The 12,685-nt window shown below is 50.1% G+C and carries 10 protein-coding genes; 1 reads left to right on the forward strand and 9 read right to left on the reverse strand.

Annotated elements, in window-relative coordinates; genetic code table 11:
* The first annotated feature begins 12 nt into the window (after window positions 1-12).
* On the forward strand, window positions 13-534 hold the full coding sequence (locus tag OC538_RS08585; RefSeq protein ID WP_262174377.1) for a DUF2529 domain-containing protein: 522 nt from the start codon (window positions 13-15) through the stop codon (window positions 532-534).
* 225 nt (window positions 535-759) lie between these two features.
* On the opposite strand, the gene OC538_RS08590 is transcribed toward OC538_RS08585, so the two are convergent.
* The 9 genes from OC538_RS08590 to OC538_RS08630 all read right to left on the reverse strand — a co-directional run bounded on the left by OC538_RS08590 (window position 760) and on the right by OC538_RS08630 (window position 12,681).
* Window positions 760-2,370 carry a CTP synthase gene (locus OC538_RS08590; RefSeq protein ID WP_251693513.1) on the reverse strand — a complete coding sequence of 537 codons (1,611 nt, stop codon included), beginning with the start codon at window positions 2,368-2,370 and terminating at the stop codon, window positions 760-762.
* Window positions 2,371-2,541: 171 nt separating this feature from the next.
* Window positions 2,542-3,114 (reverse strand): DNA-directed RNA polymerase subunit delta, encoded by a 573-nt coding sequence (gene rpoE / locus OC538_RS08595; protein WP_316044286.1) that lies wholly within the window; start codon window positions 3,112-3,114, stop codon window positions 2,542-2,544.
* 66 nt (window positions 3,115-3,180) lie between these two features.
* Complete coding sequence (locus OC538_RS08600) at window positions 3,181-3,345, reverse strand: hypothetical protein (protein WP_251693512.1); 165 nt, start codon at window positions 3,343-3,345, stop codon at window positions 3,181-3,183.
* A gap of 150 nt (window positions 3,346-3,495) precedes the next feature.
* Window positions 3,496-6,771, reverse strand: a complete 3,276-nt coding sequence (gene icmF, locus OC538_RS08605) for a fused isobutyryl-CoA mutase/GTPase IcmF (RefSeq protein WP_262174378.1) — start codon at window positions 6,769-6,771, stop codon at window positions 3,496-3,498.
* A 348-nt stretch (window positions 6,772-7,119) separates the two neighbouring features.
* Window positions 7,120-7,746, reverse strand: coding sequence for a TetR/AcrR family transcriptional regulator (locus OC538_RS08610; RefSeq protein ID WP_262174379.1), 627 nt, complete (start codon window positions 7,744-7,746; stop codon window positions 7,120-7,122).
* A 13-nt stretch (window positions 7,747-7,759) separates the two neighbouring features.
* On the reverse strand, window positions 7,760-8,899 hold the full coding sequence (locus tag OC538_RS08615; protein ID WP_262174380.1) for an acyl-CoA dehydrogenase: 1,140 nt from the start codon (window positions 8,897-8,899) through the stop codon (window positions 7,760-7,762).
* A 194-nt stretch (window positions 8,900-9,093) separates the two neighbouring features.
* Window positions 9,094-10,230: an acyl-CoA dehydrogenase gene (locus tag OC538_RS08620; protein ID WP_251693508.1), complete on the reverse strand. Its 1,137-nt coding sequence runs from the start codon at window positions 10,228-10,230 to the stop codon at window positions 9,094-9,096.
* A gap of 207 nt (window positions 10,231-10,437) precedes the next feature.
* Window positions 10,438-11,286: a 3-hydroxybutyryl-CoA dehydrogenase gene (locus tag OC538_RS08625; protein WP_262174382.1), complete on the reverse strand. Its 849-nt coding sequence runs from the start codon at window positions 11,284-11,286 to the stop codon at window positions 10,438-10,440.
* 201 nt (window positions 11,287-11,487) lie between these two features.
* Window positions 11,488-12,681, reverse strand: a complete 1,194-nt coding sequence (locus OC538_RS08630; protein WP_262174384.1) for an acetyl-CoA C-acetyltransferase — start codon at window positions 12,679-12,681, stop codon at window positions 11,488-11,490.
* Window positions 12,682-12,685 lie beyond the last annotated feature (4 nt).

The following is a 12,685-nucleotide window of genomic DNA, read 5'->3' on the forward strand; positions in this document are numbered from 1 at the left end:
GAGGTGGTTTAGATGAAAATATTGACGACACAAATCGGCGGGCTCGTGCAGCGTGCCGGTTCAAATAATGAAGAGGCTGTCGAGGAGACGGCACGGCTGTTGGCCCAGGCGACGATCGGAGAAGGACGTGTCATTTTCGCTGGTTTCGATGAAATGGAAGCGGTCGGGTTGAACGCGGTCTTTGCTGCGGAACCGTTTCGTGGCGCAGTCCGTTATGAAGAGGAGATGGAAATCCATTCTGCGGACAGGGTTTGGCTATTTGCCCGTTCAGCAACGGATGAACGAGCACTTCAGTTCGCGCGTGTGCTTGCGGAGAAATTCATTCCATTCGCGGTTGTTGCAGGCGAGAAGGCGACGGAGGACAATGAGCTGGCGGATTTGGCATATACGTATATGTCGACCGGCGTCGTGAGAGGGATTTTACCGGGCGAGGATATTGGCAGCCGGATCGTCCAGCCGAATTTGTTGGCCGCGCTCTTTTTGTACGAGGCGGTCAAGATGGCGTATGACGAGATGGTGAGTGAAGAGGAGTAAGCCGGAGTGGTTTTTATGAGCGGTTGTGGGGGTTTATGATCACTTGTAGAGGGTTATGATCACTTGTAGACTTTTATGATCACTCACTGAGATTTATGATCACTTGCAGGCTTTTATGATCACTCACAGAGATTTATGATCACTCGCAGAGGGTTATGGTCACTTCTCAAAAACAAAAACAGAAACCATCAGTTCATGATGGTTTCTGTTTTTTATTATTGAAAATCACCCTTGATGCGTCAGCGCTGCGCGAATGAATTCGCGGATGAGCGGTGTTGGACGCGTTGGACGTGATGCGAATTCTGGATGGAATTGAGTTCCGATGAAGAACGGGTGGTCCTTCAACTCAATAATTTCCACTAGATGGCCGTCCGGGCTTTCCCCTGCCACGATCATGCCGGCGTTTTCGAATTGCTCGCGATAGATGTTATTGAATTCGAAGCGGTGGCGGTGGCGTTCGTACACCAATTCGTCGTTATACGCTTCTTGTGCTTTCGTGCCTTCCTTCAATTTGCAAGGATGCGCGCCGAGTCTCATACCCCCGGACGCCTGATCGATTTCTGCACGATCTTCGAAATCGCGGTTGTTTTCGATGACTGCGTTTTCCGTTTCACTATCGAATTCGACGGAATGTGCGTCTTTTATTCCAAGAACGTCACGAGCGAATTCTACTGCTGCAAGCTGCATGCCGAGGCCGACGCCGAAGAACGGAACGCCGTTTTCACGTGCATAGCTGATCGCTTCCATTTTGCCTTCGATGCCACGGTCTCCGAAGCCGCCTGGAACAAAGATACCATCTGCATCTTTCAAGATTTCCTCAGCGTTTTCCTTCGTCACTTCTTCGGAATTAATCCAATCAATTTCGATATCTGTATCGAATTCGTAGCCTGCATGTCGGAATGCTTCCACTCCGGAAATATAAGCATCTTGCAGCTCAACGTATTTACCGACGAGCGCAATCTTCACTTTCCGCGATAGATTTCTGACGCGGTTCACAAGCTCTTCAATTTCCGTCAAATCCGGTTCCTTCGTTTCGAGACCGAGGAAATCGACGACGATCTTGTCCATGTTTTGCGCATGCAGTCGGATCGGAACTTCGTACAATGTCTCTGCGTCAAGAGCTTCGATCACTTCTTCCGGCTTGATGTTGCAGAAGAGGGCGATTTTGTCCTTCATTTCCTGCGGGACCGGATATTCGCTTCGGACGACGATCATATTCGGCTGGATGCCGAGACTGCGCAATTCCTTTACGCTATGCTGTGTCGGCTTTGTTTTCATTTCACCGGCAGCGTGCAAATACGGAATGAGTGTGTTGTGGATATACATGACATCGTCTTTGCCAAGATCCGTCTTCATTTGACGGATTGCTTCAAGGTATGGAAGTGATTCGATATCGCCGACGCTTCCACCGATTTCGGTAATAACAACGTCTGCATTCGTTTCTTGGCCCGCCCGTTTGACGAGGCTTTTGATTTCATTCGTAATATGAGGGATGACTTGGACCGTCGCCCCTTTGTATTCGCCGCGGCGCTCTTTGCGCAGGACGGAGGAGTATACTTTCCCCATTGTAACGTTGGAGTATTTGTTCAACTTGATGTCGATGAACCGTTCATAGTGGCCGATATCAAGATCGGTTTCAGCACCGTCTTCCGTCACGAAGACTTCACCGTGCTGGTATGGGCTCATCATACGTGGGTCTAAATTGATGTAAGGATCGAATTTTTGGTTTGTGACTTGCAGGCCTCTGCTTTTCAGAAGTCTTCCGAGGGATGCGGCATTGATTCCCTTTCCTAAAGATGAGACAACTCCGCCGGTTACAAAGATATATTTAGTCATCTATAGCTCCTCCTTTGTGTTAGGGGTTCGGTTGTATGCAAAAAAATGCAAAAAACGCTCCACTGTAGTCTATCTACAAGAGGAGCGCTTATACACGGATTCATGTGTCCTTTTTCAAGGAGCCCAAATAGAAGCTTAAATCCTTAAACGTCCGAAGTCAAGTGGAAAGTATCAGAGAAGGTCCTCTTCTTCTTCGTCTTCCTCTTCTTCGTCTTCGTCGTCAATTTCCAATTCTTCGTCGGGTACGATTTCGAGGCCTTCTTCATCATCAATCAAATCTTCTTCGATTTCGATGATTTCCTCTTCCTCTTCCTCTTCATCCAACTCTTCTTCGTCTTCATCGAGTTCGTCGAAGCCTTCTGCAAACAACTCGTCCTCGTCGATTTCTTCCTCTTCCTCGTCGTCCTCGTCCTCATCGTCATACGCTTTTTTCTTTTTCTTCTTGCGGACTTTGACGACAGGAGCCGTTTCTTCCTCAATCTGATCGACCGGATACCATTCGCGCAATCCCCATTGGTTGTTGTTAATGGCAAGGAATCTTCCATCGATATTCATATCTGTGTAGAATTGGAGGAGCTTGTCCTTCATTTGCTTCTCCGACATTCCAGTCAATTCACGGATTTCATTCATTAGTTGTTCAAGTGTCAATGCTTCCCGTCGTTCCGTCAATACGGCAAAAGCGATATCGATCATCGATTCTTCCTGTAGTTCTTCTTTCGTCAATTCATGTAAATTCAAATTCATCGTACGCACGTCCTTTCTCTGAGCAAAAGCATACTTATCATTATATACAATGAAGTGCCTGTTATGCTACCATCTTCTACTCTTCTTGAAGCGTTGGAATTCTTTGACGCTGAGGATGCCAAGATAAAGTGCGGCGAGCAAGAAAGGAACAGCACCGTAACCTACACCGTATAAGGAAAAGATGAGGATGATGATCACTATGATAATTAATGCATGATGATACAGCTTCATCTCCTCACCTCTTTCCCTTTGTACTATTTATTATACGTGGAAGGAACAGGCAAAATCCACTTTTCATAATGATTTTTCAAAATGTTTTCACGGAATGGAATGCCGTGCAAAAAAGAACGCCCTCCTGCAAGAGCGTTCCCTTTCATTTCATTACATATTCCGGCGGTATTGGCCGCCTACTTCGTACAATGCGTTCGTAATTTGGCCGAGGCTCGCGACTTTTACAGTTTCCATGAGCTCGGCGAAAATGTTGCCGCCGGTCACAGCGACTTGCTGCAGTTTCCGCAAAGCTTCTTCTGCTGCATCACTATGCCTCGATTGGAAGGCACGCAAGTTGGCGATCTGCGTCTCTTTCTCTTCCTTCGTCGCACGGGCGATTTCCATATTGTCGATGTCCTCTTCGGAAGGCGGGTTCGGGTTCAAGTACGTGTTGACGCCGATGATCGGCAGTTCGCCCGAGTGCTTCTTCATTTCGTAGAGCATCGATTCTTCCTGGATTTTGCCCCGTTGATATTGCGTCTCCATTGAGCCGAGCACGCCGCCACGGTCGTTCAGACGGTCGAATTCCTGGAGGACGGATTCTTCAACGAGGTCGGTCAGTTCTTCGATAATGAAAGATCCTTGGAGAGGGTTTTCATTTTTCGATAAACCGTGCTCCTTTGTAATGATCATCTGGATCGCCATCGCGCGCCGCACCGATTCTTCCGTCGGCGTCGTGATCGCTTCGTCGTAGGCGTTCGTATGGAGCGAGTTGCAGTTGTCCTGCAATGCCATGAGCGCCTGTAGCGTTGTCCGGATGTCATTGAAGTCGATTTCCTGCGCATGCAGGCTTCGACCGGATGTCTGTACGTGATATTTCAGCTTCTGGCTCCGTTCGTTCGCGCCGTATTTCTCGCGCATCGCAACTGCCCAAATGCGTCGAGCAACGCGGCCGATGACCGTATATTCCGGATCCAGGCCGTTCGAGAAGAAGAACGACAGATTCGGAGCAAAATCATCGATGTTCATTCCACGGCTCAAATAATACTCGACATACGTGAAACCGTTCGCGAGCGTGAACGCGAGCTGCGAAATCGGATTGGCCCCAGCTTCTGCGATATGGTAACCGGAAATTGATACGGAATAGTAGTTCCTTACTTTTTGGTCGATGAAATACTGTTGGATGTCGCCCATCATGCGGAGCGCGAATTCCGTCGAGAAGATGCACGTGTTCTGCCCTTGGTCTTCCTTCAGAATATCCGCTTGCACCGTTCCGCGGACGACTTGGAGCGTCGCGTTGCGGACTTCCGTGAATTCCTCGACCGTCAGCACGCGGCCCAGTTCTTCTTCTTTCAACTTCACTTGCTGATCGACTGCCGTGTTCATGAACATCGCGAGGATGATCGGCGCGGGACCGTTGATCGTCATCGACACGGATGTGGATGGCGCGCATAGGTCAAAGCCGTCGTACAGCTTCTTCATGTCTTCAAGCGTACAAATGCTGACGCCGGATTCCCCGACTTTCCCGTAAATATCCGGGCGCTCATCGGGATCTTCACCGTATAGCGTCACTGAGTCGAATGCCGTCGACAGCCGTTTCGCGTCGTCATCTTTCGACAGATAATGGAATCGGCGGTTCGTCCGTTCCGGCGTTCCTTCCCCTGCGAATTGGCGTTTCGGGTCCTCGCCTTCCCGCTTGAACGGGAAAACGCCTGCTGTGTATGGGAATGAACCCGGGACATTCTCTTTGTACACCCAGCGAAGGATCTCGCCATAGTCCTTGAATTTCGGCAAGGACACTTTCGGAATCTTCAACCCTGACAAACTTGTCGTCGTCAGTAGCGTACGAAGCTCCTTATCACGGATTTTCGTAATGAATTCATCGCCTGCATATGATTCTTTCAGAGTTTCCCAGTTGTTGAGAATCCGCTTTGATTCCGCAGAAAGCTCTTCGCGTACGCCATTTGCTAGAGATTCCAATGAAGCGGTAAGCGCGTTGTCAGTCAGTTTTTCATTCACAGCCTCAATCGCGCCTTCTAGTTGGAATAAACGGCGGGCAAGATCGACTTGCTGCGTGGATTTCTTATGGTAGTCGCGAATCGTGCTCGCGATTTCACGTAAATAATGGATGCGGTCGGTCGGGATGATGACGTTCTGCTTCTGCGTCTTCACGAAATCGGCATAGGATGTCTCCCAGTCGAGGCCACATTTTTCATTCAACTTCGAAACGAGCGCAGCAAACAGAGAGTTCGTCCCTTTGTCGTTGAATTGGCTCGCGATCGTGCCGTAAACAGGCATCGTGTCGAGGTCTTTATCGAACAGGAGATGGCTTCGTTGGTATTGCTTCTGCACTTGGCTAAGTGCATCCTCGGATCCTTTCCGCTCGAATTTATTGATGACAATCAGGTCTGCGAAGTCAATCATATCGATCTTCTCAAGCTGCGTCGGTGCACCGAACTCGCTCGTCATGACGTACATTGACACGTCGGATACTTCCGTGATTTGAGCATCGCCTTGCCCGATCCCGCTTGTCTCGACGATAATCAGATCGAAGCCCGCCGTTTTCACGACGTCGAGTACGTCTTTGATAGCACCAGAGAGCTCTGATCGTGATCCGCGAGTCGCCAAGCTGCGCATGAACACGCGCTTGTTGAAGATTGCGTTCATCCGAATCCGGTCGCCGAGCAGCGCGCCGCCCGTCTTTTGCTTCGTCGGGTCGATGGAGAGTATCGCAACTTTCTTATCCGGCAATTCACGCAGGAAACGACGGATCAACTCATCCGTGAGTGAGGACTTCCCTGCTCCCCCAGTGCCTGTGATTCCGAGGACAGGCGTGTTTTTCGACAGTTCCCTAGCTTTTTCGATTAGTTTAATCGCGGCCCGGTTTTCTTTGTTATACATCTCTTCCGCGTACGTGATCAGGTTGGCAAGCACCTCGGGATTGTCAGTGCCCACTTTCTCGAGATTCACCATCTCATCTTCCACTTCGGTAAGGAAATCGCATTCCTCCACCATCCGGTTGATCATCCCTTGCAGTCCCATCTTGCGGCCATCCTCCGGTGAGAAAATCCAAGCGATGCCGTAATCATGCAGTTCCTTAATTTCCTTCGGCAAGATGACGCCGCCACCACCGCCGTAAATCCGGATATGCGGAGCCCCTCGTTCTTGTAAAAGATCGTGCATATATTTGAAATACTCAACATGCCCGCCCTGGTAAGAGGAAATGGCAATCCCTTGCACATCCTCCTGAATCGCAGCATTCACAACCTCCTCGACAGAACGGTTATGCCCAAGGTGGATCACTTCCGCCCCCGTCGACTGCAAAATACGGCGCATAATATTAATCGAAGCGTCATGCCCATCAAATAAACTCGACGCCGTCACAAAACGAACATGATGCCTCGGCTTATAAATCTCAGGTTTAGAAATCTCTACAGTAGTAGTCATCCAACACACACCCCTCAACTCTTTTATGGTGCTACTTCTTTTGCGGTGCCCTCTATTGTGGTGCCTGTGCAGCACACTATTCAGTTCATTAACTACAATTGTATAAAACAGAACTAACAATGTGGCTGTAACGGTCATTTATACATTCACCGTTGTATGATTATACATTTAGGAGAATTGTCATAAATGTGTCGCGCACAGGCACCGACGCAATTCAGTCTATTAACTACAATTGTATATTTCTTAAACTGAAAGGTGATTGATATGGGAATATACGCACATATAACTGTATTTACATACAGTTTGGTGAATTGTCATAAATGCACCACGCACAGGCACCCACACAATTTATTGGTTCTTCACGATTCCCTTGAATAGTTGGTCTGTCTGAACGCTGATGAATTGTTCGATGGTGTAGGTGTCGCGCAATGCCCATCTGCGGAAAGCCCACATTTGTCCTTGAACGACGACGTGATGCGCCGCCATATCGACCTCTGCCTCATCGATGCGCAGTTCGCCTGAACGCACGCATGCTTCCAGCAAGTTCTTGAATAAGGCGACCATTTCCATCTCTTTCTTCAGGACGTATTGAAGCGCATCCTTCGGCAATGACTTCGATTCCTGGTACATGACGACGAATTCGTCCGACATGTCATCGATCAGGTGGAAATACGAGTCGATCGCCATCCGCAGTCCTTCGACATTTCCTTCCTGATCCATCAACGTCGACAGGCGGCTCTGCACTTCATTATAAATGCTGTCGCAGACAAGATAGAGGACGTCCTCTTTCGTCCGGATGTATTCATAGAGTGTGCCGATGCTGAAGCCCGCCGCTTTGGCGATTTCCCTCGTCGTCGCCCGGTGGAACCCTTTTTCCTTGAAGAGCTGGACCGCTCCATCGATGATCTGCTTGCGCCTCTTTTCAATCAGGCTTTCATCTTTGACCGACGATTTCACTTCGCGTTTCGCTTGCATAGTGCACCCCCGATTATTTTGTGAGCATGCGGGAGATGACGAGGCGTTGGATTTCCTGCGTTCCTTCGTAGATTTGCGTAATCTTCGCGTCGCGCATGAATCGCTCTACCGGATAGTCCTTCGTATAGCCGTATCCGCCATACACTTGAACCGCTTCCGTCGTCACTTTCATCGCTGTATCCCCTGCCATCAGTTTCGCCATCGCGGATGCTTTTCCATACGATAAGTCGTTCGACTCGAGCCAAGCAGCTTGGTATGTGAGCAAGCGGGAAGCTTCCGTCGCCGTCGCCATGTCCGCCAGTTTGAAGCCGACACCTTGGTTCGCTGCAATCGGCTTGCCGAACTGGACGCGTTCCTTCGCATAATCGACCGCCGCGTCAAGTGCGCCTTGCGCAATGCCGACCGCTTGCGCAGCAATCCCGTTCCGGCCGCCATCCAATGTCTTCATCGCGATAATGAAACCTTCACCTTCCGCGCCTAACATGTTCTCCTTCGGCACACGGCAGTTGTCGAACATGATTTCCGTCGTTGGAGACGAACGGATGCCGAGTTTCTTCTCTTTCTTCCCGACCGAGAAACCTGGGAAGTCCTTCTCAACGATGAACGCACTTGTTCCTTTATGCTTCGACTCCGGATCTGTCACTGCGAACACGATATAAATGTCTGCAATTCCTCCGTTTGTAATGAAAATCTTCGAGCCGTTCAGAACATAGTCGTCGCCATCAAGCTTCGCAGTCGTGCGCATGCCGCCAGCATCGGATCCGGAGCCCGGCTCGGTCAAGCCGTATGCACCGATTTTCGTTCCTTCTGCCATTGGACGAAGATATTTCTGCTTCTGCTCCTCCGTACCGAATTTGTAGACCGGCCATCCTGCAAGTGATGTATGTGCGGATAAAGTAACCCCAGTCGACGCACATACACGTGATAATTCCTCAACAGCGATGCAATACGCAAGATAGTCGCTGCCAATGCCGCCGTATTCTTCCGGCCAAGGTATCCCCGTCAATCCGAGTTCCGCCATCTTATTCCAGATATCCATATCAAAGCGCTCTTCCTCATCGCGCTCCGCAGCGGTCGGCGCAACATCCTTCTCCGCAAAATCACGCACCATTTTCCGAATCATCTCATGCTCTTCCGATAATCTAAAATCCATGTCAACTTCCTCCTCAGGAATCCTGTACGGTGCCTGCGCACCATACAATTCAGTTTATTAACTACAATTGTATGTTTTCATTTCGGGATTACCGTTACCACCACGGTCTATTACTATGCAAGTGAATTATTATTCACATCATTGAATTGTCATAAATGTACCACGCACAGGCACCCACACAATTCTCACACAATTTACTTTGTGAGGTGCTTGCTGATGACAATGCGTTGGATTTCGCTTGTGCCTTCGTAGATTTGAGTCACTTTGGCGTCGCGGAAATAGCGCTCGACCGGGTAGTCTTCGGTGTAGCCGTAGCCGCCAAAGATTTGGACTGCTTCGATTGCGTTGTCCATTGCGGTTTGCGAGGCGAACAGTTTCGCCATTGATGCCTCTCTTCCGCATGGTTTGCCTTCCGCGCGAAGCTGAGCTGCACGGTAGACGAGGAGCCTTGCCGCTTCGGAAGCTGTCGCCATATCGGCTAGCTTGAAGCCGACGCCTTGGTTTGCAGCGATCGGCTTCCCGAATTGCACGCGTTCCTTGGCATATGCGGTTGCCGCTTCGAGTGCCGCTTCGCCGATGCCGAGTGCTTGCGCTGCAATGCCGATCCGGCCGACGTCGAGATTCGCCATTGCAATTTTGAAGCCTTCCCCTTCTTCGCCAAGGCGGTTTTCCGCGGGCACCTTCATATCTTCAAAAGTGAGCTGAACCGTTCGCGATCCGTGAAGACCCATCTTTTCCTCATCTTTTCCGATGATGAGCCCTGGTGTGTCTTTATCGACAATGAAGCCCGTTATGCCGTATGTCCCTTGCGACGGATCGGTCGATGCGAAGACGATATAGACGTCCGCCTCCCCGCCGTTGGTTATGAACATCTTCGAGCCATTCAGTACGTAATGATCGCCTTTGTTTACGGCTTTTGTCTTCAGCGATCCAGCGTCGGAACCGGCGCCGGCTTCCGTGAGGCAGAAGGCGCCCAAATATTCGCCTGACGCCATTTTCGGCAAGTAGCGGTCTTTCTGCTCTTCATTCCCGAAATACATGATTGGGTTCGTGCCGACGGATGTGTGGACGGAAAGGATGACACCCATGACCGCGCTCACTTTCGACAGCTCGTGGATGGCGATGATATAGGAAACGAAGTCCATCTCAGAACCGCCATATTTCTCAGGGACGGTGATGCCCATCAGGCCGAGCTCGCCCATTTTCGCAAGGATCTCACGCGGAAACTCCCCCGCTTCCATCCGTGGAATGAACGGCTCGATTTCCGACTTCGCAAAGTCCCTCACCATCGTGCGCATCATCTGCTGTTCTTCGCTGAATGTTAAATTCATTGGAATTAACTCCTTTATTAATGAAATTCCTTTTTTGCGGAAGCCAGTTCATGAATTAATATCAATCCAATCCATGAAGTTATCTATTGAATATGGATAGTTATCTATTGAATCCGGTTTTTTATCTATCGAATATGGTGAGTTATCTATTGAATACGGAAAGTTATCACCATTTCATGACCTTCGAACTAGCGCAATTAAGCAAGATTAATATTCATAGAACCCGCGGCCGGATTTCTTCCCGAGCCAGCCGGCGTTGACATACTTCCGTAGCAATGGGCAAGGACGGTACTTCGAGTCACCGAAGCCTTCGTGAAGCGTTTCCATGATGTACAGGCATGTGTCGAGACCGATGAAATCCGCGAGTTGCAATGGCCCCATCGGGTGATTCATACCGAGCTTCATCACTTCGTCGATCGCTTCCTTCGAGGCGACGCCTTCATACAGCGTGTAGATTGCTTCATTGATCATCGGCATGAGGACGCGGTTTGCGACAAATCCAGGGAAGTCGTTCACTTCGACCGGTGTCTTCGCTAGTTTGCTCGTCATGTCCTCGACCGCTTGATACACTTCGTCTGAAGTCGCAAGTCCGCGGATGATTTCGACGAGTTTCATAACGGGTACCGGATTCATGAAGTGCATGCCGATGACATTTTCCGGACGTTTTGTCGCCGCCGCGATTTCCGTGATCGGAAGGGATGATGTATTGGTCGCAAGGATCGTATGCTGCGGTGTGATACCATCCAATTTCGCGAAGATCGATTTCTTGATCTCCATGTTTTCGACCGCCGCTTCGATAATAATGTCAACGTCTTGCGCATCTTGCAGATCAAGCGATTTCGTAATGCGCCCGAGGACTGCCGTTTTTTCATCTTCCGTCATGCGGCCTTTCTCGACGTTACGGGAAAGATTTTTCGCAATGACCGCAAGCCCCCTTTCGTAGAACTCCTCTTTAATATCATTTAATGTCACGTCGAAGCCAGCTTGCGCACACACTTGGGCGATGCCGCCGCCCATTTGTCCGGCTCCGATGACCATCACTTTTTTGATTTCCATAATGAAGTACCTCCGTCTCCGTCTACTAAGATTTCAACTTACAAATACGCATAAATCCTCTCAAACACGCATAAAACTCTTTATATCAGCATAAATCGCTATAATTCCGCATAAATCACCGAATTCGCGCATAAACGGCCGAAACGGCGCATAAATCCCGCCAATCACGCATAAATCCGAATCTGGGCGTCTACTGGGCTATCATTCTCCCGCAACTTCAATCATAATCGCGTCGCCTTGCCCACCGCCTGAGCAGATTGCTGCAATACCGATGCCGCCGCCACGACGTTTCAGTTCATACGCAAGCGTCAGAATGATCCGTGCCCCGCTTGCGCCGATTGGATGTCCGAGTGCGACTGCTCCGCCGTTGACGTTCACTTTTTCAGGGTCGAGCCCAGCGATTTGTGAGCTTGCAAGCGCAACTGCCGCGAATGCCTCGTTTATTTCAAATAGATCAATATCCTTCAATTCTTTTCCAGTCTTTTTCAGTAACTCATTAATGACTAGGCCCGGCGTTTGCGGGAAGTTTTCAGGCTCGATGGCGACTTCGGCGTGACCGAGAATTGTCGCGAGAGGACGCTTCCCTTCCTTCAACGCACGTTCTTCATTCATGAGCACAAGCGCGCATGCACCGTCATTGACGCCCGGCGCATTCCCTGCCGTAATCGTGCCGTCTTTTCCGAAAGCAGGCCGCAGTTTCGCAAGCGATTCAAGCGATGTATCGCGACGCGGCGCTTCGTCGGTGTCAACTACGACCGGATCGCCTTTCCGCTGAGGGATTTCCACTGCAGCAATCTCCTCGGCGAATTTCCCTTCGTCAATTGCGGAATTCGCCCGCTCATGGCTGCGCAGTGACCATTCGTCCTGCATTTCACGTGTCAATGAAAACTCGCCAGCCGTTTTATTCCCGTACGTACCCATATGAACGCGGTCCGGTGAGAATGAACAGGACAGGCCGTCGTAGATCATGCCGTCCACTAATGGCGCATCGCCCATCTTCAAGCCGAATCGCCCTTTCGGCAAATAGTACGGCGCGTTCGACATCGATTCCATGCCGCCCGCAACGATGACTTCCTCGTCCCCGAGTCTAATGAGCTGGTCGCCGAGCGTGACGCTCCGCATGCCGGATGCACATACTTTATTGACCGTTTCAGTTTTCACTGACCACGGAAGCCCCGCTTTCACCGCTGCCTGTCTCGAAGGAATTTGCCCCTGTCCCGCCTGAAGCACCGTCCCAATGATCACTTCATCGACTTCCTCTTCCTTCACATCCGATCGCTTCAACGCTTCCTTAATCGCGATTCCACCTAGATCACTTGCTATTTTCGTGGATAAAGCACCGCCAAACCTTCCAAACGGAGTACGTGCCCCGTCCAAGATGACTGTTCTGCCCATTCCC

Source organism: Saccharococcus sp. Marseille-Q5394 (assembly GCF_946901335.1).
GTDB classification, from domain to species: domain Bacteria; phylum Bacillota; class Bacilli; order Bacillales_A; family Planococcaceae; genus Sporosarcina; species Sporosarcina luteola_C.

Coding starts and splice junctions, on each gene's coding strand:
- OC538_RS08610 (WP_262174379.1), bottom strand. CDS start 7,746: ATGCAAGCGAAACGCGAAGTGAAATCGTCGGTCAAAGATGAAAGCCTG.
- rpoE (WP_316044286.1), bottom strand. CDS start 3,114: ATGAATTTGAATTTACATGAATTGACGAAAGAAGAACTACAGGAAGAA.
- icmF (WP_262174378.1), bottom strand. CDS start 6,771: ATGACTACTACTGTAGAGATTTCTAAACCTGAGATTTATAAGCCGAGG.
- OC538_RS08625 (WP_262174382.1), bottom strand. CDS start 11,286: ATGGAAATCAAAAAAGTGATGGTCATCGGAGCCGGACAAATGGGCGGC.
- OC538_RS08585 (WP_262174377.1), top strand. CDS start 13: ATGAAAATATTGACGACACAAATCGGCGGGCTCGTGCAGCGTGCCGGT.
- OC538_RS08600 (WP_251693512.1), bottom strand. CDS start 3,345: ATGAAGCTGTATCATCATGCATTAATTATCATAGTGATCATCATCCTC.
- OC538_RS08590 (WP_251693513.1), bottom strand. CDS start 2,370: ATGACTAAATATATCTTTGTAACCGGCGGAGTTGTCTCATCTTTAGGA.
- OC538_RS08615 (WP_262174380.1), bottom strand. CDS start 8,899: ATGGATTTTAGATTATCGGAAGAGCATGAGATGATTCGGAAAATGGTG.
- OC538_RS08620 (WP_251693508.1), bottom strand. CDS start 10,230: ATGAATTTAACATTCAGCGAAGAACAGCAGATGATGCGCACGATGGTG.
- OC538_RS08630 (WP_262174384.1), bottom strand. CDS start 12,681: ATGGGCAGAACAGTCATCTTGGACGGGGCACGTACTCCGTTTGGAAGG.